This window comes from Embleya scabrispora DSM 41855, from assembly GCF_000372745.1.
In the GTDB taxonomy this organism is placed as follows: domain Bacteria; phylum Actinomycetota; class Actinomycetes; order Streptomycetales; family Streptomycetaceae; genus Embleya; species Embleya scabrispora.
This window is the reverse complement of the sequence record NZ_KB889585.1, coordinates 139,526-160,198: the sequence shown is the minus strand read 5'-3', so window position 1 is coordinate 160,198 and position 20,673 is coordinate 139,526. Positions and strand designations below refer to the sequence as shown.

Annotated in this window: 24 protein-coding genes; 10 read left to right on the top strand and 14 right to left on the bottom strand. The window is 69.0% G+C overall.

Annotated elements, in window-relative coordinates; all coding sequences use genetic code 11:
- Positions 1-129: 129 nt before the first annotated feature.
- Positions 130-321 (bottom strand): DUF397 domain-containing protein, encoded by a 192-nt coding sequence (locus A3IC_RS64445; RefSeq protein ID WP_245599184.1) that lies wholly within the window; start codon positions 319-321, stop codon positions 130-132.
- Complete coding sequence (locus tag A3IC_RS0108695) at positions 318-1,184, bottom strand: helix-turn-helix domain-containing protein (protein ID WP_020549677.1); 867 nt, start codon at positions 1,182-1,184, stop codon at positions 318-320. The genes A3IC_RS64445 and A3IC_RS0108695 overlap by 4 nt, the downstream gene beginning before the upstream one ends.
- A gap of 300 nt (positions 1,185-1,484) precedes the next feature.
- Here A3IC_RS0108695 and A3IC_RS61995 point away from each other — a divergent pair, with 300 nt between their 5' ends.
- The 3 genes from A3IC_RS61995 (at position 1,485) to A3IC_RS61990 (ending at position 3,301) form a co-directional block, all read left to right on the top strand.
- Entirely contained in the window at positions 1,485-1,952 is a 468-nt protein-coding gene (locus tag A3IC_RS61995) for an ATP-binding protein (RefSeq protein WP_020549676.1), read from the top strand.
- A 113-nt stretch (positions 1,953-2,065) separates the two neighbouring features.
- The gene (locus A3IC_RS53245) at positions 2,066-2,491 is read left to right on the top strand and encodes a hypothetical protein (protein ID WP_052173279.1); all 426 of its coding nucleotides are present in this window, start codon (positions 2,066-2,068) and stop codon (positions 2,489-2,491) included.
- Between the two features lie 42 nt (positions 2,492-2,533).
- Positions 2,534-3,301 carry a radical SAM/SPASM domain-containing protein gene (locus tag A3IC_RS61990; protein WP_020549674.1) on the top strand — a complete coding sequence of 256 codons (768 nt, stop codon included), beginning with the start codon at positions 2,534-2,536 and terminating at the stop codon, positions 3,299-3,301.
- Between the two features lie 70 nt (positions 3,302-3,371).
- Here A3IC_RS61990 and A3IC_RS70690 read toward each other — a convergent pair whose 3' ends face one another.
- Positions 3,372-3,767 (bottom strand): hypothetical protein, encoded by a 396-nt coding sequence (locus A3IC_RS70690; protein WP_245599183.1) that lies wholly within the window; start codon positions 3,765-3,767, stop codon positions 3,372-3,374.
- A gap of 229 nt (positions 3,768-3,996) precedes the next feature.
- Here A3IC_RS70690 and A3IC_RS0108670 point away from each other — a divergent pair, with 229 nt between their 5' ends.
- Together A3IC_RS0108670 and A3IC_RS0108665 are read left to right on the top strand one after the other, a co-directional pair.
- The gene (locus A3IC_RS0108670; RefSeq protein ID WP_020549672.1) at positions 3,997-4,533 is read left to right on the top strand and encodes a GNAT family N-acetyltransferase; all 537 of its coding nucleotides are present in this window, start codon (positions 3,997-3,999) and stop codon (positions 4,531-4,533) included.
- 114 nt (positions 4,534-4,647) lie between these two features.
- Positions 4,648-5,358, top strand: coding sequence for a hypothetical protein (locus tag A3IC_RS0108665; RefSeq protein WP_020549671.1), 711 nt, complete (start codon positions 4,648-4,650; stop codon positions 5,356-5,358).
- A 183-nt stretch (positions 5,359-5,541) separates the two neighbouring features.
- Here the strand turns inward: A3IC_RS0108665 and A3IC_RS0108660 are convergent, their stop codons facing one another.
- Positions 5,542-6,321 (bottom strand): SDR family NAD(P)-dependent oxidoreductase, encoded by a 780-nt coding sequence (locus A3IC_RS0108660; RefSeq protein ID WP_020549670.1) that lies wholly within the window; start codon positions 6,319-6,321, stop codon positions 5,542-5,544.
- Between the two features lie 455 nt (positions 6,322-6,776).
- On the opposite strand from A3IC_RS0108660, the gene A3IC_RS0108655 reads away from it, so the two are divergent.
- Positions 6,777-7,403, top strand: a complete 627-nt coding sequence (locus A3IC_RS0108655) for a hypothetical protein (RefSeq protein ID WP_158695858.1) — start codon at positions 6,777-6,779, stop codon at positions 7,401-7,403.
- 200 nt (positions 7,404-7,603) lie between these two features.
- On the opposite strand, the gene A3IC_RS64440 is transcribed toward A3IC_RS0108655, so the two are convergent.
- The 3 genes from A3IC_RS64440 to A3IC_RS53225 all read right to left on the bottom strand — a co-directional run bounded on the left by A3IC_RS64440 (position 7,604) and on the right by A3IC_RS53225 (position 9,977).
- Positions 7,604-8,095: a MarR family winged helix-turn-helix transcriptional regulator gene (locus tag A3IC_RS64440; protein ID WP_205353818.1), complete on the bottom strand. Its 492-nt coding sequence runs from the start codon at positions 8,093-8,095 to the stop codon at positions 7,604-7,606.
- A gap of 179 nt (positions 8,096-8,274) precedes the next feature.
- Positions 8,275-9,138: an ABC transporter permease gene (locus A3IC_RS0108645; RefSeq protein ID WP_020549667.1), complete on the bottom strand. Its 864-nt coding sequence runs from the start codon at positions 9,136-9,138 to the stop codon at positions 8,275-8,277.
- Positions 9,135-9,977 (bottom strand): ATP-binding cassette domain-containing protein, encoded by an 843-nt coding sequence (locus tag A3IC_RS53225; RefSeq protein WP_020549666.1) that lies wholly within the window; start codon positions 9,975-9,977, stop codon positions 9,135-9,137. Before A3IC_RS53225 ends, A3IC_RS0108645 begins: the two co-directional genes overlap by 4 nt.
- 8 nt (positions 9,978-9,985) lie before the next feature.
- On the opposite strand from A3IC_RS53225, the gene A3IC_RS0108635 reads away from it, so the two are divergent.
- Both A3IC_RS0108635 and A3IC_RS0108630 read left to right on the top strand, forming a co-directional pair.
- Positions 9,986-10,576, top strand: a complete 591-nt coding sequence (locus A3IC_RS0108635) for an MMPL family transporter (RefSeq protein ID WP_079026322.1) — start codon at positions 9,986-9,988, stop codon at positions 10,574-10,576.
- Between the two features lie 127 nt (positions 10,577-10,703).
- A complete protein-coding gene (locus tag A3IC_RS0108630) occupies positions 10,704-11,507 on the top strand; it encodes a class I SAM-dependent methyltransferase (protein WP_020549664.1) in 804 nt (267 codons plus the stop codon).
- A 151-nt stretch (positions 11,508-11,658) separates the two neighbouring features.
- Here A3IC_RS0108630 and A3IC_RS53220 read toward each other — a convergent pair whose 3' ends face one another.
- The 4 genes from A3IC_RS53220 to A3IC_RS0108610 all read right to left on the bottom strand — a co-directional run bounded on the left by A3IC_RS53220 (position 11,659) and on the right by A3IC_RS0108610 (position 16,570).
- Positions 11,659-12,645, bottom strand: coding sequence for an acyl-CoA dehydrogenase family protein (locus A3IC_RS53220; protein WP_020549663.1), 987 nt, complete (start codon positions 12,643-12,645; stop codon positions 11,659-11,661).
- 6 nt (positions 12,646-12,651) lie between these two features.
- A complete protein-coding gene (locus A3IC_RS0108620) occupies positions 12,652-13,839 on the bottom strand; it encodes an acyl-CoA dehydrogenase (RefSeq protein ID WP_020549662.1) in 1,188 nt (395 codons plus the stop codon).
- A 316-nt stretch (positions 13,840-14,155) separates the two neighbouring features.
- On the bottom strand, positions 14,156-15,064 hold the full coding sequence (locus tag A3IC_RS0108615; protein ID WP_020549661.1) for an SDR family oxidoreductase: 909 nt from the start codon (positions 15,062-15,064) through the stop codon (positions 14,156-14,158).
- Positions 15,065-15,304: 240 nt separating this feature from the next.
- Complete coding sequence (locus A3IC_RS0108610; protein WP_020549660.1) at positions 15,305-16,570, bottom strand: amidohydrolase family protein; 1,266 nt, start codon at positions 16,568-16,570, stop codon at positions 15,305-15,307.
- A 99-nt stretch (positions 16,571-16,669) separates the two neighbouring features.
- On the opposite strand from A3IC_RS0108610, the gene A3IC_RS0108605 reads away from it, so the two are divergent.
- Positions 16,670-17,284 (top strand): cysteine hydrolase family protein, encoded by a 615-nt coding sequence (locus A3IC_RS0108605; RefSeq protein WP_020549659.1) that lies wholly within the window; start codon positions 16,670-16,672, stop codon positions 17,282-17,284.
- An 89-nt stretch (positions 17,285-17,373) separates the two neighbouring features.
- Here the strand turns inward: A3IC_RS0108605 and A3IC_RS0108600 are convergent, their stop codons facing one another.
- Positions 17,374-18,936 (bottom strand): class I adenylate-forming enzyme family protein, encoded by a 1,563-nt coding sequence (locus tag A3IC_RS0108600; RefSeq protein ID WP_020549658.1) that lies wholly within the window; start codon positions 18,934-18,936, stop codon positions 17,374-17,376.
- A gap of 222 nt (positions 18,937-19,158) precedes the next feature.
- Here A3IC_RS0108600 and A3IC_RS61985 point away from each other — a divergent pair, with 222 nt between their 5' ends.
- Entirely contained in the window at positions 19,159-19,545 is a 387-nt protein-coding gene (locus A3IC_RS61985) for a Rieske (2Fe-2S) protein (RefSeq protein ID WP_158695857.1), read from the top strand.
- A 94-nt stretch (positions 19,546-19,639) separates the two neighbouring features.
- Here the strand turns inward: A3IC_RS61985 and A3IC_RS0108590 are convergent, their stop codons facing one another.
- Together A3IC_RS0108590 and A3IC_RS0108585 are read right to left on the bottom strand one after the other, a co-directional pair.
- The gene (locus tag A3IC_RS0108590) at positions 19,640-20,233 is read right to left on the bottom strand and encodes a TetR/AcrR family transcriptional regulator (RefSeq protein WP_020549656.1); all 594 of its coding nucleotides are present in this window, start codon (positions 20,231-20,233) and stop codon (positions 19,640-19,642) included.
- A complete protein-coding gene (locus A3IC_RS0108585; protein ID WP_020549655.1) occupies positions 20,226-20,657 on the bottom strand; it encodes a DUF4260 family protein in 432 nt (143 codons plus the stop codon). Before A3IC_RS0108585 ends, A3IC_RS0108590 begins: the two co-directional genes overlap by 8 nt.
- Between the last annotated feature and the right edge of the window lie 16 nt (positions 20,658-20,673).

The window sequence follows — 20,673 nt, the reverse complement described above, 5'->3', positions numbered from 1 at the left end:
GTGAAACCCGCCGCCGCCGGATCTCCCAGCACTGCCACTCCCCGGGACTGGTCAGCTGCGGGGAAGCCCGAGTTGGACACATGTTGCGAGTACCTCAAATGAGGTGGTCAACCGACGGAAGCCATATCCCTACTTCCAGGTGCCTAGGAAAGCGCTCCAAGCGCTCCCGCTGGCCACGACGACAGGCCCCTGATCAATCTTCGAGTCTCGCGCAACAACGTGACTCCCGATCGGGGCGACTTCGACGCAAGCGTCATCGGCATTGGAGTAGGAAGCTTTTCTGAACGGGCCAACAGGCTTAAGGCCGCTTATAGTGCTCACTTTTTCTCCATTTTTCTGGCGTGGCTATCGATGAATTTCAGGGTTTCTTGAGCCGACAGGGCCGCACGCTTCAGGCGTTTGACGTGGCGATCGATTTCTCGAAGATCCCGCGGCTCTTCGCTCAGGGGCCGCCGGCCGACAACCGCATCCTGACGCAGGATCCTCGGCGAGTTCAGGGTATTGAATTGAAAGACCGTGAACCCGGATCCAAGGGTTGCCGAGGCCAGCGTTTCGAACGGAATCACACGAAGTTCGACATTGTCGAGGCTCCCAAGTCTCACCATATGATCGAACTGCGCGATCATGGCACCCCTGCTCTTGACGTGCATATGCAGGGCCGATTCGGTGAAGAAGCCTGTGAAGTGCAACCTTTCGGGACCGAATAGCCTGCTCTCGCTACGCTTCACGCGCACTGCGGCATGAGCCTCAAGGCGATCTTCGTCCCGCATTCCCCAGGCTGCGGTCAAGGCGTACGCGTACTCCTCGGTCNGTACGAGACCGTTCAGCCCATGAGGTTGGTACTCGATCACCGCCGTAGAGGCATGCTCCAGTTCAATGTAGTCGCGATACGAAGCGCTGATCTCGTTCTCGAACTCACTCCACCAATGCTCATCGCCAGGGTCTTGCCGGATGCTTCGCTGGAACAGGTCGATGAGCCGGTTCCGCTCATCCCCTTGGACGCGGTACAGATCCAGGAGCTTCGTCAGGTTGTCACTGTTGACGGCGCNCTTGGCATTCTCCATGCGATTGACCAACGGCTCCGACACTCCGAGCGCCTCAGCCACCTGCTTCCCGGTGAGCGTCGACTTCTTCCGCAACATCTTGAGCTCATCAGCAAGTTGGCGCTTCTCCAGCGTCAGCATCGACATCGAACCTCCCAACGCCCAGTCTGCTACGGCACGCGCTCGCACCGCGAGGCGCTCGACGCCTCCTGCCAAGCAGACTTGCCAAATTGCCAGAAAGAGAGGACGGTATCTGGCAGATCACCTACAGTGAGCCCTCGGGCCCACTGAGTGATCATGCTCGTGTCGCTCTTCAGGCGGCCCAGCACATGTCAGAGGCGGCATCGGGCTCTTGATCCGCGATCCGGTTCGACGAGTTCGGCCGTCAGAGCCGGCTCGCGCACCGACAAAAAGTGCTGCATCCCACCATTCAGGCGTCACATGGGAGTCACCATGCTGCCGACCACCCTCAAGGCGGACTTCCCGCTGACCGACACCTCCGTGAAGCTCGCGCGCGAACGCTTGCGCCAGTTCTGCGCAGCGCAACAGATCCCGATTCGCGCCTGCGACTCGGCTGCACTGATAGCCACCGAGCTGGCGACCAACGCCGTTCGGCATGCGCAACGAGACGCCACACGAGCCGAGTTCACCCTGATCCTGACCCTCTGCGGTAGGAAGCTCGAAATCGCGGTGTGGGACTACCTGCCCTCGCCCTGCCCCCGGCTCCAGACCCTCGCGGACATTCCGCTCGACGCCCAAAGCGGCCGTGGACTCGCTCTGGTGCAGAGCGACGCGGCCGGATTCACCTGGTCCCGCATGACGAGCGGCAAGCTCGTCTCCGCGTGGATCGAGGTCGACACCGAATGCCCGGAGCAGGCACCCCTCGGCGCGCAGCCCCCACTCTTCTAGCCACGCGCGACACGCCCGCACTCGCGGGCGGGACCGGGCTCACTCCCGACCAACACGGGAGAAGGGCAGTCCCAATGCACGCCAACCCCGTGTGCATCAACAGGAGTTCACCCATGCACTACTTGCTGAAGCCCACCCGGGTGGCCGCCGACGAGCCGACGACCCGCAATCCCCACGCGCCCTACCTCGTCGCCGCCGGCGAGACCTTCGACGTAATCGAGGTCGACGAGACCCTCGGCCGCGCCACCCTCACCGTCCTACGCGAACGCGGCCTCGATCCCGGTCCGGTCATCTTCGACCGCCGCTATCGCCGGATCGGCTTCCTCGTCCCGCCGGACGCTACCCACACCCTCCCCGCCCGCGAACGCCGAACCGGACCCCGCCACCACGGCCGCGGCTCGTGGATCACCATTCCCCGACCCAACGCCCTCCCAGGCGACCCCATCGTCTGGCTCGTGGAACCACCCGACGACACCCGAACCGTCTGCACCCTGCGCTGCGTCCGTCGAGCAATCCAACAAGCAGCCCGAACCCTTTGACCCGACCCCAACCCCGGCCACCAGCCGCCGAGCGGAGCCCCCATGGTCACCATCGCCCTCGCCGTCCGACCCCCGCCCACGCCCCGCATCAGGCGCATCACCCTGGAACTCGATACAGCCCACACCCCGGCCCGTCACGCCGACGACCTCACCACCAAGCCCAACCAAGCAACGACGAAGACGACCACCGACAACTGGCGCAGCATCATCACCGACGCTGCCCAACTTGGCGCCGAATCAATGCAGTTCGCCGGCGCGGAACCCACCGCGCACCCGGACTTCACCGACCTCCTCCGGCATGCCATCCACGCCGGCCACGACATCGAGGTCCACACCGACCTGCTCTACATCACCCGCGAGCAATGGACCCTGTTCACCCACGAACGAGTCCGCCTCGCCACCACGTGGTACTCCGACGACCCCGCCCAACACGACGCGATCACCGATCAACTCGGCGGCAGCCACATCCGCGCCCGCGCCCGCGCCCGCGCCAACATCCTCACCGCCCTCGGCCTACACATCCCGCTCCGAGTCGAACTCCCGACCGCCCTCCCCACCCGACGCACCGACGCCGCCCGAGCCGAACTCGCCCTCCTCGGCGTCCGCGAGGACCGCATCGGCAACACCGACTTCCCACCCCACCGCCACATCCCCCACGCCCCGGCCGACCCCGACGACCCCAACTCGTGGGAGCACGTAGTCGTACAACCCAACGGCGACGTCACCCTCTCCCCCGTCAACCGCGCCCGCATCATCGGCAACATCCACCGACACACCTTGACCACGCTTCTCGCCGGCGACCCCCCATGAGCAGCCCCGCATCACGATGCGCATCGGAGTCCGGTCGGACATACGGCCGACCCGTGCCCGATCACGCAGGTCACGTCCGGCCCGAGGTGGGTGAAGCGGCCGCGGGTGGACCGTCAGACTTCGCCGCGGGCCGCCCGTAGGTCTGCGCCGCGCATGCCGACGCAGTCCAACTCCCAAACAGGGACAGGACGTCCACGATCCGGCGCGGCGCATCCAGCCGACCCGCGCTCGGCAGGACGTGCCCGACGACCCGGTCATCGAGTGTGGCGACGAAGGACATCGGTGCCAACGCGGCCTTGGCAACGCGAAGTGCCGCCACCAGACCGGGAACCCGCTCGCCGTTGCCGAAGGCGCGCGCGTGGACCTCATGCACATCCCCGTGATCGCCATCCGTCTCCTGCCGAACGATCAACTCGCCACTGTCGGAACTGATTCGGGGGCCCTCGGGACCGACTCGGGACGTCATGACCGCGACGGTAACCCGTCCGGCCGCGCGCTCGCGACGGCGATACTCGACCGGCCGCGCCCCGAGAGTGCGCTCCGCAGCGCAACCATCCCGGCCCACCCTTGGCGAGTCCGCACCAGGGCACGACCGGGAGGGCTCGGGCGACGGCGCCGAGGCGCCGAGAAGGGCGATGTCGGTGCAGGCGAAAGTGGCTTGCCCACCGGATGTCGCGTGGGTAGCGTCGCCGTCCGTGACTCCGACTCTGCGCACCGAGCGGCTGCTTCTGGAACCGTACGTCCCCGAGGACGAAGAGGGCTTCGTCGCCCTGTTCCAGGACACCGGAGTGTCGCAGTGGATGGGTGACGGCCCCGCCCCCGAAGCCGCGCACCGCGCCCTGTTCGGACGGCTCTTCACGAAGGTCTATGCCCAGGACCTGTTCGATGTCTGGGCCGTTCGTCGGGACGGACTGCTGGTCGGGCATGCCGAGATCAAGACGACCGACGTGGCCCAGGGCCACGAGATCGTCTACGCTCTGGCGCCGACGGCCTGGGGGGTCGGCCTGGGAACCGAGTTGGCGGAAGCCATCGTCGCCCATGGCTTCGCCACCCTCGGACTGACCGAGGTCTACGCCACCGTGGCCGCACCGAACAAAGCCTCGCTGACCCTGCTGGACAGAATCGGCTTCGAGCATGTCCGGGACATCGTGGAGGACGACGGCGGCACCACCCGCATGTTGGTGCGCCGCCTGACTGCGAACGACAAGTCGGCCCTCGCCCGACAGGGGTGAGCAAACCGCTGCCGTGGGTCGAGGGCGAAGGCGCGGTCCCGGCTCGACGTGCGCATGGCGCCGGGTGATGCACTTCCTCGACCGGGGTCGGCGGCCGGGTCTACCTTGGGAGGCATGCCTCCCGGTGAGTTGGTGCGGCCCGGCCCTGACGCTGCGACGACCGACGTTGTCTTCCGCGAGAAAGGCGGTTCGCGCGGCCAGGCGGTGCTCGTCGCACTTGCCTCGGTGGTGTGGGTGCCGTTTGTGTTCGGCGGCGCCGGACTCGTGATCATCTTGTTGATGGTCGGCTTCGGCGCCGGCTTCGCCAAGGCGCTGCTCGTGGCCGGCCTGTTCGCGGCTGCTGCCTCGCTGATCGCCGGCCCGGTCGTCGCGGCCAGGGAACTGCGTCATGTCCGCCGGGTGCAATTTGCCCCGGCGCGGACTCCGGCCCGGCTTCGCTTCGTGCGGGCCGGCCGCCCGGGGCCATGGCTGCCGATCGCCGACCTGGCAGGAATTCATCTGCACGAGAGCATCGTCGAGCCCTCCAAGGGCCATTCGCCGCCTGCCCACAGAACGCTGTTTGTCATCATGGCAATCGGGGGTGGCCATGTCATGCAGGCCGACGACCCGGCGCCCACGGACGCGCTGCGGCTGAAGCAGGACTTGCATGCCCTGCTGTCGGCAGTCGGCATCCCCGTCGAGCTGGAGACATCGCGCCGCCGATGGCCCGAGCCTCCGTCGGAACGTTTGCCCTCCGGGTCGGCGCACGTTGCCGCGATCGTCACCAATACGAGCTCAGGCGGTCCAGGCTCCGGCAACGCGGGCGGGACCTCCGGCGGCATGTGATCCGGTGACTGGCGTGTGTCCGGATCGTTCTCCGGTCACGGGGTCGGCACCACGATGGCGGCAGCCTCACCATCCGGCTCCGCAGCTCAACCGCCGGGCTGAAGCCGCCCGATCGGAAAGCAAGGAGTCCTCCGGGTGTAGTCGGGCGAGTGCGCAGGATGTACAGCGGCGATCGGCCGGCCGTCAGACGCCGTAGCCGCCGTCCACGTCCAGCTTCTGGCCGCTGATGAAGCCCGCCCGGTCGGAGGCCAGGAAGCAGACCGCCTCGGCGATGTCCGCCGCCCGGCCGAACCGCCGCAGCGGGATGTTGCGGCGCGCGACGTCCAGCGCGCGCTCGTCCAGGTCGCCGCTGTCGATCAGCCGCGCGGCCATGCCGTCGGTGAGCATGCCAGGGCCGACGCTGTTCGCCCGCACCCCGAACCGGCCCTCCTCGGCCGCGATGCCGCGCACGATCGCCTCGACCGCGCCCTTGGTACAGGACGACAGCCCGTCCCGCACCGGGAATCGGCTCGTCGCCGCGGTCGTGACCGCGACCAGGCTGCCGTTGCCCGCCGCGCGCAGGTGCGGCAGCGACGGGTGCACCAGGTTGAAGAACGCGGCCGCGTCGCCGTCGAGTTGCTCGCGATACTGGGCCGGCGTGACCCGACTCAGGTGCAACATCGGTACGTGCGGCCCGGACGCGTACACGACCGTATGCACGCCACCGAACTCCGCCGCCGCCGCATCCACGAAGGTCGCCACGGCGTCCGCGTCGGTGAGATCGACCTGCCACGCACGGGCCCGCCGGCCGTGTTCGGACCGGGCCTGCTCGGCGACGGCCTCGGTCGCGGCGGCCCCCTTGCGATAGGTGACCGCCAGGTCCGCACCGCGCTCGGCGAACATCCGACAGATCGCGGCACCGATCCCGCCCCCGGCCCCGACGACCACGACCGCCCCGGCCCGACTCTCGAAGTCGCGCTCCATGACTGGCTCCCTGCTGCTGCCCGAGCTGATCTGACGACCAGTCAGGAATATCCCCAAGGCCGAGAACTGTCAATGCACCAGTCCCCTGATCAGCACAAACACCCAAACTGGTTGACCTACATCACGCAACTCACGTCGCCGGAATCGACCCGGCCCCAGCCGACTTGAGCAGGCGCTCCGACCTGCCCGACCCGACGCCGTCCTCCTTGCCGAACAGCCCCAGCCAGTGGGGCGATTCGCCCAGGTCAGGGGGGTGCGGTCGACCCGAACATCCACTGCCATACTGAGTCGGTTTTACGCCCCCTTTGCCACTTCCCGCGGAGGTCCCCGCTTTGGTACGTGCTCGCCTGCACCGGATGGCCGGCCCACTCGTGATCACCCTCTTGTCGACCGCAACCGCGTGCGCGAACTCTGGCGAAAACCTCGCCGGCGCCTCCTCCGCGAAGACACCCACCGTGACGGCCTCGGCGCCGGCGGCATCCCCGAGCGCGTCCGGCAGCACCGCCCACCTGTCGACGGCCGAACTGAAGCGCGTACTCCTCAAGAAGACGGACATGCCCCAGGGCTGGGAGTCGATCGTCGACACGCAACGAGATGACCACGAGTCGGGACCGAGCGACTGCGAGCGGCTGATGGCGCAAAGCAACCCGGGATCCGGTGTGTACCCCGTCCTGGCAGCTGCTTCGATCACGGCTCGGGATCCCGCACCCGGAGGCAAGTCGTACGCACTTGTCGGGTCCAACCTGACATCCCTCTCGGCCGATGACGCGAAAAGGTCCATCCCCGCGATCCGGGACCTGCTTCCACGCTGTGTGGATCAGCAGGTGACCACGGACGAATTCTCCGGCCGTTTCACCGCCCGGGCAGTCGAGTGGCCCAGTCTCGGTGAGGAAACGATGGCCCTCGAGTTCGTCACGCGTGCCGACACCGGTCAGGCATGGGTCCACTCCATCGTCCTGGTACGCGTGGGCACCACGCTGATTCGGGTGGTCCGGGTCAACCTCACCGGGACCACCCCGCAGCACCCCGACGAGGCACTGGTACGCAAGCAGGTCGAGCAGGTCGTCGCGGGCCCGAACTGAGCCGGCTGAGACCGAACGCCACGGAGTCCGGCGCGGTACGGAAGACACGCTTGCGCAGCCACTCGACGGGCTGGTTCGGGCCCGCCGTATCCGGATGCCCGGCCGGCACACCCCGAAGACGTCGAGGCGTCGAGGCATCCCCGCCCGCCGCGGTCTCCAGCCGTTGAGACCGTGCGGGCAGGATCGGCCGCGCCACCCCGTCACTCCTCCGGCGCCCGCGCCAACGCATCACCGAACTCGGCGAGCAGATCGGCGAGTCGGTCCACCTTCTCGGCCGGCCAGTCGGTGAGGACCTCGCTCATCAGGCCGGCCCACTGGGCCCGGATCCCGTCGGCCAGACGCCGCCCGCGCCGAGTCGCCCGAAGCAGGTGCGCGCGACCGTCCGTCGGGTCGACCGAGCGCTCGACGAGACCACCGCGAACGAGTACGTCCACCTGACGGCTCGTCGTGGACCGGTCGCTGTCCAGGAGTTCGGCCAGCGCCGACGCCCGTACCGGACCGAACTTCACCACCCGGGTAAGCGTCTGAGCCTCGCCGCGGGTCAACTCCCCACCCGCCCGACGAGCGAGTTCGCGATGCCGACGCCCACTCCGCGCCCCGGCCATGACCACTTCGAGCCCGGCCTGCAACCGACCGAACGCCTGCGCCCGCGCAACCGCATCGCCGTCGCCATCGCCATCGCCCCGAGTCACGCCCGCGCCCCTCCCGCCGCCCCCGGCCGGCATTCAACCCCCCACCGCAGTGCGCGTCCAGCGCGTGCCCGCCCAGCGTACTGAGCCGACCCGCCTGCCCCACCGGCACGAACCGCTCCCACCCCGGCTCCCGCCTGCCCAGGCTCTACTCGCCCACCCCCGCCGAAGTCCGCCCGAGGCTAGCCGCCCGCGCGGCGCCGGTAGAGCACGGTGGCCAAGGGGGCGAAGACGATCAGAAGCCCGATCGACCAGATGAGCGTGGTGTAGACGGGGTGTTGCATGGGCCACGCGTCGATCGAGGCCGAGGGGTTGGGGTTGCCGAGCAGTTCCCGGGCCGCGGCGGTAGCGGCGCTGATCGGGTTCCAGGTGGTGACCTCGCGCAACCAGGGGGTCATGCGCTGCGTGGGGACCAGGGAGTTGGACACGAAGACGACCGGGAACAGCACGAGCAGGCCCAGGGCTTGGGCGGTTTCCACACCCTTGCTGACCAGCCCCAGACAGGCGCATCCCCACGACAGGGAATAGGCGAGCAGCAGGACGAGGACGAACGCCGCGATCGCGTTGCCGACGCCGTTGTGGGGCGACCAGCCGATCGCGAAGCCGGTGGCGGCGACGATGCCGGCGCCGAGGACGGCGGTCAGCAGGTCGGTGATCGAACGGGCCACCAGCACTGCGGGCCGCCACATCGGCAGGGTACGGAAGCGGTTGATGACGCCGGTGTTGACGTCCGTGCTCAGCCCGACGGCGGTGCCGACGGTCACCATGATCTGGTTGAGGACGAGCATGCCGGGTATGGCGAAGTCCTTGTAGCCGGCGCCGCCGGGCAGCACGACTCCGGCGCCGAAGACGAAGATGAACATCAGGGTGAACAACACCGGCTGGATGGTGACGTCGGACAGTTGCATCGGCTCGCGGGATATGTGCACCAGGTTGCGCCGGGTCAGTACGAGCACGTCCGACGCCTTGCGAGCCGGGCCATGCGTCCGTGCCACCACGGTCGGCAGCGTCGCCGCCGTACCGGCGGGCAGGGTGACGGTGCTCATGCCCGCGTCACCTGCGCTTTCGGGTCGAGCCGCCGCCCCGCACTCGATCCGGGACCGAGGTCGGCGTCCGGGCCGCCGGTGGTGGGCTGCCCCTCGGTCGGATGGCCGGTCAGGGCGAAGAACACATCATCCAGCGAGGGTGGGTGGACCTCCACGTCGTCGACGCTGATCGCCGCCTCGTCCAGGGCCCGCACCACGGCACCGGCCAGTCCCGAACCGCCGTTCACCGGGGCCCGCAGGCGCCGCCCGTCCTGGCTCACCACAACCGCCCCGGCCACGAACCGACTCAGCGCGCCGACGGCCTCGGCGTGGGCGGTGGTAAGGGTGACCTGGAGGTGGGCGCCGCCGGTCCGGGCCTTCAGCTCGGCCGAGGTTCCCTCGGCGATCACCCTGCCGTGGTCGACGACGATGATCCGGTCGGCCAACTCGTCGGCCTCCTCCAGGTATTGGGTCGTCAGCAACAAGGTGGCGCCGTCGGCGACCAGTTCACGAATCACGCCCCACATCCGCACCCGGCTGGTCGGGTCGAGACCGGTGGTCGGCTCGTCCAGGAACAGCACCGGCGGTCGGGTCACCAGCCCGGCGGCCAGGTCCAAGCGGCGGCGCATCCCACCCGAGTACCCCTTCACGATCCGGTTGCCCGCCGCGGTCAGTTCGAAGCGGTCCAGCAGCGCACCGGCCAGCCGCCGGGAGTCGCCCTTGCGCAGCCCGCTCAAGCGGCCGATCATCGCGAGGTTCTGCCGGCCGGTCAGCATCTCGTCGAGCGTGGCGTCCTGAGCCGTGACCCCGATCTTGGCCTGCACCGCTTTGGTCTCACGCACCACGTCGTGGCCGGCCACCCGCGCCCATCCGGCGGGCCCAGGCGCACGACCGGCGTACCGTCATCCCGTTGGTGATCGGCGTGGTGTTCCTGATCCTGGTCCTGCTGCTGCGCGCGCTGGTGGCCCCGCTGCTGCTGATGGCGACCGTACTGCTGTCCTACGCCGCCGCCCTGGGCCTGAGCTGGCAACTGTTCCGGCACGTCCTCGACTTCCCGGCGATGGACGTACAGATCATGCTGGTCGGATTCCTGTTCCTGGTCGCGTTGGGCGCGGACTACAACATCTTCCTGATCTCCCGAATCCGCGAGGAGTGCGAACATCAGGCCCACGAACCGGCCGTACTGACCGGCCTGACCGCCACCGGCGGCGTGATCACCAGCGCCGGCGCGGTCCTGGCCGCAACCTTCGCCGCCCTGACCGGAGCCCCACAGGTCGCCTTCATCCAAATCGGCACACTCGTCGCCCTCGGCGTCCTGATCGACACCTTCCTGGTCCGCTCGATCCTCGTCCCGGCCCTGGCCCTCGACACCGGCCGATCCTTCTGGTGGCCCAGCCGCCCGCACGTCCCGAACACGGCCGCGGACACGACCCGCACGAAGATCCCGGCATCCGGCTGACCCGGGCGGGCATCCCGTAGCGTGCTGCGCAACGCATCCCACCCGCCCAGCGCACTGCGGCCCACCCGACGCGCCCCGGCCCACCCGACAACCAGCGATGTCTTCCTCGCCAGGAGGCCGAACCGACATGGCGTTGCCCCCCACCGAAGCCGATCCGTCCGACCCGATTCGCATCCTGGATGTCGCCGGGGACGACTACCGCCGAGTCTTCGAACTCTTCCTCGCGGGGTCGAACGAGAAGGCCGTGACCCACGCCCATCTGAGCGCCCTGGTCGAACAACTGCCCCGTCGTTCGGTGTTCCTCGACATCGGCGCCGGGTCCGGGACGACCACCCGGCATGTGGGCAACTACTTCGAGCACACGATCGCCATCGAACCCGGCAGCTACATGCGCGACGCCCTCCGCCGGGCCTGCCCGGACGCCCGGGTGCTGCCCGATCCCGTCGAGACGGCGGACCCGGGCACCCTCGCCGACTTCGCGCTGTGCTCGCACATGCTCTACTACCTGCCGCAGTCTCAGTGGTTGCCCACCGTACGGCGGTTCCTGGGCTGGGTCCGACCGGGCGGCGAACTCGTCCTGGCGCTCCAGAATCCGAACAACGAGTGCATGCGCCTGGTCCGGCACTTCTTCGGCATCCGCTTCGACCTGGCCGCGACGGCGAACGCGCTTCGGGCGGGCCACGAGGACCTCGTCGAGTCCTGCACCGTCGAGACCCTGCCCGTGCGCTTTCACGCCGACAACCTGGCCGACACCCTCACGGTGGCCGAGTTCATGGCGAACGTCCCGAATCTGGCCGAGCTGGAATCCCGCCCGACCCACGAGGACCTCGAACGATATGTACTGACCCACTTCGCCGACCCGGACGGCGCCGGCTTCTCCATCGGCCACGACCACGACATCGTGCGCATCCGGCGATCCTCGCGCCCGTGAGCCGGCGCGGGCGGCGTCCGATCAGGAAAGCCGCCCGCGCCCGCGTGGCGCCGCCGGGTAAGCCGAAGCCCCCACCCACCGCCAACCAAACAAGCACCGACCGAGCCACCCAGCCCGGCCGGCGCATGAGGCCACCCAGCCCGGCCCCAGGCTAAAGCGTCGCCGCCAACGCCTCCTCGTTCTCCTCCGCCCCGCCGAACTGCGTCGCGTGCACCCAAGCCCGCTTCAGGTACAGGTGCACGTCCACCTCCCAGGTGAACCCCATCCCGCCGTGCACCTGCGTGGCGTCCTTGCCGTTCCGCGTCGCCGCGTCGTCGCCCATCACCTTGGCCGTGAGCACCGCGACCTCCGGATCACCCACCGCCGGGTCGTCCAGTGTCACGGCCGCCGCGTACACCGCCGCCCGCGCCAGCTCGGTCCGCACCAGCATGTCGGCGCACAGGTGCTTGACCGCCTGGAAGCCGCCGATCACCCGGCCGAACTGCTCCCGCTCCTTGGCGTACCGCGTGGCCAACTCGGTGAGCCGACCCGCGATGCCCAGCTGCAGCGCCCCCGTGAGCACGGCTCCGATTCGGCGCCACTGATCCGCAACGAGGGCATCGGCCACCAACTCACCCACCGGCAGCTCGTCCACCGACGTCACCGGCGTGAACGGATCCACCGGATGTGCGACCCGCACCCCCCGCACCGCGCCCGGATCGACCCGCCGAATGCCCTCGTCCGTGAGCACCAACAAGCAGTCCAGCGCGTCCAGGTGCTCGATCAGCAGCGGCCACGAGTCGCCCTCGATCAGCCCGACGACCGCGTCACCCGCAGCCGCCTTCGCCCCCGGCTCCCCGGGCAGCGAAGCCGCCAGGTGCGTGGCCACCAGCGGCCCGGGCAGCAACACCCGACCCGCCTCCTCGTACACCAACGCCGCCTCGGCCACCCCGAGCCCGACGCCGCCCGCATCCTCCGCGACCCGCAGCGAGAAGAACCCGGTGTCGGCCAGTTCGCGCCACAACGCGCGGTCCACCATCCCGGGCACCGGCGCGGTGTCCAGCAGCGCCCGCATCCGGTCCCGACCGAACCGACCCTCGCAGAACTCCCGGACCCCGGAACGCAGATCGCGCTGGTCCTCGCTCAGCTGGAAATCCATGCCCGATCACCGTTCCTTCGGCAGGCCGAGAATGCGCTCGCCCACGATGTTGCGCTGGATCTGCGACGTGCCCGCCGCGATCGTGTACGACAGCGACGACAACCGCTCGTCCATCAACGAGCCGCTGGGCAACCCCGCGACATCGTCCACGGCCAGGGCGGCCCGACCGAGCAGCCGATGCGCCAGGTCGTACACCTTCTGCTTCGTCTCGGAGAACCGCAGCTTGAACACCGAACCACCCACACCCGGCACCCCGGAGCGCTGTGCCTCGGACACGTTCCACTTGGTCAACGCCCACAGCGCCTCGAACTCGGCGGTCAGGTGTCCGAGCTCGCGCCGCAGCGCCAGGTCGTCCCAGGCACTCGCCTGACGCCGCGTCACCTTCTTGGCCAGCGCCGCGAGTTCGCGCAGCAGTCGCTGGCAGGCGACCACCTCGCTGACGAACGCGGTACCACGCTCGAACGACAGGGTGACCATGGTGACCCGCCAGCCGTCGTTCTCCTCGCCGACCCGGTTGGCCACCGGCACCCGTACGTCGTCGAAGAACACCTCGGCGAACTCCGAGGTGCCCATCACCGTCTCCAGCGGACGGATGGTGATGCCCGGCGTGTCCATCGGCACGATCAGCCAGGTGATCCCCTTGTGCTTCGGGGCGTCCGGGTCGGTGCGCACCAACATCTCGCAGTAGTCCGCGACTTCCGCGTGCGAGGTCCAGATCTTCGAGCCGTTGACGACGTAGTCGTCGCCGTCCCGGACCGCCCGGGTCCGCAGCGAGGCGAGGTCGCTGCCCGCACCCGGTTCGGAGAAGCCCTGGCACCACACGTCGTCGCCGCGCAGGATGCCCGGCAGATACCGGCGCCGCTGCTCGTCGGTGCCGGCCGCGTCGATGGTCGGTCCCGCATGCAGCAGGCCGACGAAGTTCGCACCCACGTACGGCGCGCCGGCCCGCTCGGTCTCCTCCAGGAAGATCAGGTGCTCGGTCGGCGTGGCCCCCTTGCCGCCCGCCTCGACCGACCAGTGCAGGCCCGCATAGCCGGCCTCGAACAACAACCGCTGCCAGGCCGTGTCGTAGGCCCGCCGACCCGGCCAGTCGTTGCGGTCGGGCTTGGCCGGCAACAACGGAATGGCCCGGTCGAGCCACGCGCGCAGTTCCGCGCGAAATCTCTCCTCGGCCTCGGTATACCGGAGGTCCATGGTTCTCGACTCCCTATCGAACGAAAGGTCGAATGCTCGGGCAACCGAAACGGCCTGTCGGCCACGAGACCGAAAACCGAAAGCCGGAAGACCTGAAAAGCCGGGCGGCCAAACGACCGAACGGCCGGAGGCAGTCCGCGAACCGAAGGGCCCGAGCAACCCCCGGCCCGAACGGCCGTAAGCCACAACGCCAAGGCCCTCGAAACCCGGAAGCCCAACAGCCCCCAAGGCCCCGAAACCTCGAAGCCGCAAAGGCCGAGACCGGAGCCCGGTCCCGGCCGAGGCCGAACCCGAAGGCCGAACCCGAAGGCCGAACTCAGGCGCCGTACACAGGCGTCGGCGTCGGCGCCTCGTCGAGCAGTTTCGCCACCACCGGACCGAGCTCGGCCGGCTCCCAACGACGTCCCGCGCTCGCCTCCGGACCGTGCTGCCAACCGGTGGCCACCGAGACCTTGTCGCCCTCGACCTCGAACACCCGCCCGGTCACCTCACGCGACTCGGCCGAGCCGAGCCAGACCACCAGCGGCGAGATGTTCGCCGGGTCGTAGAAGTCGAAGCTGCCGTCCTCGGGCTTGCGCACCATGTCGGGCATCGCCTCCTCGGTCATCCGGGTACGCGCGGCGGGCGCGATCGCGTTGGCGGTCACGCCGTACCGACCCATCTCCACCGCGGCGATCTGGGTCAGGCACGTGATGCCGGCCTTGGCCGCGGCGTAGTTGCCCTGCCCGACCGAGCCCATCAACCCCGCGCCGGACGTGGTGTTGATCAGCCGCGCGTCGATCGTGTTGCCCGCCTTGGCCTGCGCGCGCCAGTACGCTCCCGCGTGTCGCATCACCGCGAAGTGCCCCTTGAGGTGCACCCGGACCACCGCGTCGAACTCGTCCTCGCCGAGCGAGACCAGCATCCGGTCGCGCAGGAAGCCCGCGTTGTTGACCACCACGTCCAACCGGCCGAACGCGTCGATCGCGGTTTGCACCAACCGCTCCGCGCCCGCCCAGTCGGCGACGTCGTCCGCGTTGATGACCGCCTTGCCGCCCAGCGCCTCGATGTCGGCCACGACCTGCTGGGCCGGCCCGAGCGAACGCCCGTCGCCCTGGCGCGAGGCGCCGATGTCGTTGACCACCACGTGCGCGCCCTCCCGGGCGAACGCCAGCGCGTGCTCGCGCCCGATGCCACCGCCGGCACCGGTGACGATGACGACGCGCCCCTCGCAGATCCCACTCATTCCAGGCCCCTCCGGTGTGCTGACGACGTGTGCTGAAGACGTGTGCCGACGACCAGCCGACGACGCGCCGACCACGTGTGCCGACGCGAGTCGAAATACCTCGGAAGCGGCCCGCCGGGAACCCGACGAGCCGCCCCTTGCCGCTGAACCGAGACCCCGACGCCCGAACCCCGACCGACCCCGACCAGGGGGTCGACGAAGATCCGACCGAGGCCGGACCGGACTTCGTCCGGAACCGGATCAGACCGCGACCGAAGCCACCCGGTCCTTGTCGAAGTCGAGGTCGAGCATCCGGATCGCGTTGCCCCGGATGATCTTGTAGACCGTCTCCTCGCCCAGCCCGGCGAGGTGCTCCTCGGCGATCTTCTTGGTGTGCGGCCACGTGGAGTCGACGTGCGGGTAGTCGGTCTCGAACGTGACGTTGTCCTCACCGATCACGTCGAGCGAGTTCACCCCGTGCCGGTCCCGGAAGAAGCACGCGAACATGTTCCGCCGGAAGTAGTACGACGGCGCCTCGGGCAACACCTCACCGGTGACCGCCCAGGCCCGGTGCTCCAGCCAGACGTCGTCCATGCGCTCCAGGGCGTACGGGATCCAGCCCATCTGCCCCTCGGAGTAGGCCAGCTTGATCTTGGGGAACCGCGCCGGGATGCCCGCGAAGATGAAGTCGGCCATCGAGGCCATCGCGTTGTTGAAGCTGAGCGACGCCTGCACCGCCGCGGGGGCGTCCGGCGAGGCGGCCGGCATCGTCGAGGACGAGCCGATGTGCATGTTGATCGTCACGCCGAGGTCCGCACAGACCTCGAAGAACGGGTCCCAGTAACCGGTGTGGATGCTGGGCAGGCCCAGGAACGCCGGGATCTCGCTGAAGCACACGGCGGTGACGCCGCGCGCGCGATTGCGCTTGATCTCCTCGACCGCGAGCTGCACGTCCCACAGCGGGATGATGATCAGCGGGATCAGCCGACCTCCGGAGTCGCCGCACCACTCCTCGACCATCCAGTCGTTGTAGGCGCGCACACACGCGAGCGCGACCTCCTTGTCCGCGGCCTCCGAGAAGGTCTGGCCGCAGAACCGCGGGAAGGTCGGGAAGCACAGCGAGGCTTCGACATGGTTGACGTCCATGTCCTTGAGCCGCTCGGCCGGGTCGTACAGCCCGGGGCGCATCTCGCCGCGCGTGATGCCTTCGAGGGTCATCTCGTCGCGGCTGAAGCCGACGGCGGCGATGTTGCGCTTGTACGGAAAGCGCAGGTCCTCGTAGAACCACCAGTCGGCGGGCGGGCCGTTCGGATCGGTGGTGATCTTGTAGCTCGCCCCGGTGTACTCGAGCACGCCGATGCCGGTGGTGACCGGCTTGGGCCCACGCTCGTGGTACTTCTTCGGCAACCAGCGCTCGAACAGGTGTGCCGGCTCGATGACATGGTCATCGACGCTGATGATCTTCGGCAGTTCACCGAAGGAGTTTCCGGACTGCGTGGCAGCCTGTCCGGGCTGGTTGGTGCTCATCGGCCCCTCCCGCTCACTGAAATCTGATGGACCGTCAGATTTAGCGTAATCTCTGGGCCGAGGGAACCACAAGCTGACTCAACGTCAGGAGAATCACGGATGGCCCTGCGTCTCGAAGAACTGATCGCTCCCGCACACACCGCGTTGGTCACCCAGGAATGCCAGAATGGGGTGATCGGTGCCCAAGCGGTATTTCCCGCACTGACCGCGCACACCCAAGAGCTGATTCCGGCCGTCGACCGACTCGCCAAGGCCGCTCGCAGCGCCGAACTCCCGGTCGTGCACTGCCTCGCGGTGCGCCGACCGGACGCTCTGGGCGCGAACACCAACGCCCGGATGTTCGGCGCCGCGGCCAAGTCGCCGATCCTCCTGGAGCCGGGCTCACCCGCTGCGGCGGTGGCCGACGGAATCACCGTCGACCCCTCCGACCTGGTGCTTTCCCGCTATCACGGGCTCGGCCCGATGGCCGACACCGGGCTGGCCGCCATCCTGCGGAACCTGGGCGTGCGCACCATCGTGGGTGTCGGCGTCTCGCTGAACGTCGGCATGCTCAACTTCGCGATGGACGCGGTCAACGCCGGCTTCCAGTTCGTGGTGCCCCGCGAGGCGGTGGCCGGATTCCCGCCCGAATACGCCGAAGCGGTGCTCGCGAACACCTTCAACGCGATCGCCACGATCACCACGGTGGACGCCGTACTGAGCGCCTGGACCTGAAGAACTGATGCCCCGTCACGACATAAGTGACGGGGCATCAGTCGCATCGCGGATCGCCTGCGGTCGCCTGCGGATCGGCTGACCGGCCGTCAGCGCGCGGGCGTCCAGGGCTTCTTGTCGTATTCCTCACGAAGCTTGAACTTCAGCACCTTGCGCAGCGTCTCGTTTCGGGGCAGCGCGTCGACCAGTTCCAACTGCTCCGGGATCTTCTGCGTCATCAGACCGGCCTCGCGCAGATACCCGACCATCTCGGCGAATTCCAGGTCCGCCTCGCCGGGTTGCCGCTCGACCACGGCGCAGACCCGCTCGCCGCGCTCGCGGTCGACCAGGCCGATCACCGCCGCGTCGGCGACCTTCGGGTGGGCGAAGAGCAGATCCTCGATCTCGCGCGCCGAAATGTTTTCACCCTTTCGGATGATCACGTCCTTGAGCCGACCGGTGAGCGAGAGGTGCCCGTCGGCCCGCAACCGACCCAGATCGCCGGTACGGAAGAAGCCGTCCTCGTCGAACGCGTCCGCGGTGAGCGCGGGGTCGGTGTACCCCTTGAACACCATCGGTCCGCGCAGCCGGACCTCGCCCTCCTCGCCGACGTCCGCAACCGTCCCGTCGGCCCGGGCGATCCGCACCTCGATGCCGCTGACCGGCTTGCCCTCGGTATGGGAGCGCTGGTCCTCGGAATCGTGCGGGCCGCCCTGGGCGATCATCGGGACCTCGGTCATCCCGTACCCGTGGCACAGGATCGCCCGCATCTCGTCGCGCACCTCGGCGACCAGCTCCGGCGGCTTGGGCGCGCCGCCGCCGGAGACGATCCGCAGGGTCGGAATGATCTTCTCGCCGGGCTGCTTGCGCTGCTCGTTCAGGAACGCCACGTAGAACGCGGTCGAGCCGCCCACCATGGTGACGCCGAGCCGCTTGTACACGGGCACCACGCCGGCCGGGTCGAAGTTCTCGACGATCACGGCCGGGAATCCGGAGGCGAGCACCGTGACGATGTAGTCCGGACCGGCGATATGCGCGTACGGGAAGGCGATCGAGCCGACGTCGGTCTGCGACATGTCGAGCGCGACGGCCAGACCCTTGCCGCCCGCGAGCAGCGTCGAGTCGCTGTGCTGGACGCCCTTCGGGTCGGACGTGGTCCCGGACGTGTAGTAGAGCCAGCGCACCTCGTCGCCGTCGGTCGGCGCGGGCGGCAGGTCCGCCGGGTCGGCCTCGGGCAGCTCGTCGTACGCCACGAGCACCAGCGGCGGCTTCGCCAGGTCCTTCGCGAGCGCCTCACCCATCGCGAGGAACTCGAAGCCCTTCCAACTGCGCGGACACAGGAAGAACTCGGCGTCGGTCTGCCGCAGACAGAACCCGACCTCCTTCTCCCGGTAGAACGGGATGATCGGATTCTGCACCGCACCGAGCCGAGCCAGCGCGAACGAGACCACGATGGACTCGATCCGGGTGGTCAACTGCCAGGTCACACGGGTGCCGGCGGTGACGCCGAGCGCGTGATAGCCCGCGGCCACGCGCTCCGCCCACGCCTTGAACTCACCGAAGGTGACCGTGCGGTCCTCCGGGTCGAGCAGCATGGGCACATCGGGAGTCGCCGCCGCGCGGCGCTCCACCAGCTCCCAGAGAGTGGTGGCGTCGTAGATCGGGTCAGACACGTGTCCTCCGCGCGGGAAGCCGGGGCCGGGGGTACGGCGCCGGGCATGGCAGAGCCAGAGCCTAGGCGCTGACCTGACGGTACGTCAGAAGCTTTGCGGGAAGAAAGACTTCGCATGGTCACGCGCATCACAACCGGGTCGTTCACGGCCTCGATCGGCGCTGGCCAAGCAAGGCAGGACTGCCTAACCTGGGTCGGTACCGCCAACCCCGGGGGCCACAACATGTCGCCATTTCGCCGGGAGCGCCCACCGGTGTGCCTGGGCCCGCTCACGAGCTTCCCCGAGGACGTCCCGAAGCGGATCGGCACCAGCCCGCCGCTCGCGATCCTGCGCCACGGCGACACGGTCCACGTCTTCGAGGACCGCTGCCCCCACGCCGGCGCGATCCTGTCCCGAGGCACCCTGACCGGCGAACACCTGACCTGCCCGGCCCACGCGGCCACCTTCGAGGTCGCCACGGGCCGCTCACTCGGCCCCCTGGCCTGCCGCCCCCTACGCACCTACACCGCCTGGCTCGAAGACGGCCTCCTCTACCACTCCCCCATCCCCCGCCCACCCCGCAAAGCCCAACGCGCCCCTTGCCCCACCCAGGCCCCAACCGACGCTTGAGCCCGGCTATCCCGGCCGGCGCCTGAGGCCACTCGGCCCGGGCCGGCGCCTGAGGCCAAGTAGCCCGGCCCGCGCTTGAGGCCGAAGACGCGACTCAGCCCGAAGACGGCTCCGCCGCAAAGGCCCCGCACCCCTTGGCCCACGCCCCCGACAAATCCGCCCCCGGCGGAAACCGCCCGGCCAACTCCAACACGACCATGCCATGCGCGAACCCCCAAACGGCCCGCGCAGCATCCGCGTCCCCACCCACAGCCCGCACCAGGGGCCCCGCGGCCCGATCCTCCAGCCCCGCCGGCATCGCCGCACGATCCAACGGCTGCCCACTCATCAGCCGATACAGATCCGGATGCGCCAACGCATAGGCCCGATACGCCCCCGCCAACGCCGCAACCGCCCCCTCGCCCGGCGCAACACTCGCGCCCGGGGCAAGACCCGCACTCGGCGCGACCTTCGCCTCGACCGCCTCCAACGCCTCCGCCAGCTCGGCCATCCCCTGCGCGATCAGCGCATTCTCGACCGCGGACTTGTCCGGGAAGTGCTTGTACAGCGACGGCGCCTTGATACCGATCCGCTCCGCGATCCTCCGCATCGACACCGCTTCCGGACCCTCCCCCTCCAGCAGCTCCCGAGCGGCGGAGACGATTTCGCGGGCCCTGGCACTGATCGGAGGCGACGACACGTCAGACATGCTTGCGGAATCCTTCCGGAGTGCGCAGTCCGTACCCGGCAGCACGGTCCATCGCGATGTGGGTGAGCCAGCCGAGGCCGGCGGTGAACAGGGGCGGCCATACGACCGGCGAAACGGTGTACCCGACCAGGACGATCAGCGGGACCCAGGCCCGGTGCAGCGCGTTGTAGAACGGCACCGCCCGCGGCTGAAGCCGACCCGGCTCGTGTGCCCCGTCCCGCAGCGCGTCCTTGGCCCCGATGAACATGGTCAGGTCGGGCAGCACGAAGAAGAGCAACGCCGCCGCAGAGGTCGCGAAGCCGTACTTGACGCTCTCGAACACCGCGAAAGCCGCCAAAAACAACGTCAGCACGATCCACGCTCCGCGTCGCATCCACCGGACCACGACCGAACCGTCGATTCCCGTGTGCGCAACAGTGCTCATGCCGCCGCCTCCATCC

What these genes read in the sequence shown, in the direction of transcription:
- A3IC_RS61995 (WP_020549676.1), top strand. Translation starts at nt 1,485, where the DNA reads ATGGGAGTCACCATGCTGCCGACCACCCTCAAGGCGGACTTCCCGCTG.
- A3IC_RS53245 (WP_052173279.1), top strand. Translation starts at nt 2,066, where the DNA reads ATGCACTACTTGCTGAAGCCCACCCGGGTGGCCGCCGACGAGCCGACG.
- A3IC_RS61990 (WP_020549674.1), top strand. Translation starts at nt 2,534, where the DNA reads ATGGTCACCATCGCCCTCGCCGTCCGACCCCCGCCCACGCCCCGCATC.
- A3IC_RS70690 (WP_245599183.1), bottom strand. Translation starts at nt 3,767, where the DNA reads ATGACGTCCCGAGTCGGTCCCGAGGGCCCCCGAATCAGTTCCGACAGT.
- A3IC_RS0108665 (WP_020549671.1), top strand. Translation starts at nt 4,648, where the DNA reads ATGCCTCCCGGTGAGTTGGTGCGGCCCGGCCCTGACGCTGCGACGACC.
- A3IC_RS0108660 (WP_020549670.1), bottom strand. Translation starts at nt 6,321, where the DNA reads ATGGAGCGCGACTTCGAGAGTCGGGCCGGGGCGGTCGTGGTCGTCGGG.
- A3IC_RS0108645 (WP_020549667.1), bottom strand. Translation starts at nt 9,138, where the DNA reads ATGAGCACCGTCACCCTGCCCGCCGGTACGGCGGCGACGCTGCCGACC.
- A3IC_RS0108630 (WP_020549664.1), top strand. Translation starts at nt 10,704, where the DNA reads ATGGCGTTGCCCCCCACCGAAGCCGATCCGTCCGACCCGATTCGCATC.
- A3IC_RS53220 (WP_020549663.1), bottom strand. Translation starts at nt 12,645, where the DNA reads ATGGATTTCCAGCTGAGCGAGGACCAGCGCGATCTGCGTTCCGGGGTC.
- A3IC_RS0108620 (WP_020549662.1), bottom strand. Translation starts at nt 13,839, where the DNA reads ATGGACCTCCGGTATACCGAGGCCGAGGAGAGATTTCGCGCGGAACTG.
- A3IC_RS0108615 (WP_020549661.1), bottom strand. Translation starts at nt 15,064, where the DNA reads ATGAGTGGGATCTGCGAGGGGCGCGTCGTCATCGTCACCGGTGCCGGC.
- A3IC_RS0108610 (WP_020549660.1), bottom strand. Translation starts at nt 16,570, where the DNA reads ATGAGCACCAACCAGCCCGGACAGGCTGCCACGCAGTCCGGAAACTCC.
- A3IC_RS0108605 (WP_020549659.1), top strand. Translation starts at nt 16,670, where the DNA reads ATGGCCCTGCGTCTCGAAGAACTGATCGCTCCCGCACACACCGCGTTG.
- A3IC_RS61985 (WP_158695857.1), top strand. Translation starts at nt 19,159, where the DNA reads ATGTCGCCATTTCGCCGGGAGCGCCCACCGGTGTGCCTGGGCCCGCTC.
- A3IC_RS0108590 (WP_020549656.1), bottom strand. Translation starts at nt 20,233, where the DNA reads ATGTCTGACGTGTCGTCGCCTCCGATCAGTGCCAGGGCCCGCGAAATC.
- A3IC_RS0108585 (WP_020549655.1), bottom strand. Translation starts at nt 20,657, where the DNA reads ATGAGCACTGTTGCGCACACGGGAATCGACGGTTCGGTCGTGGTCCGG.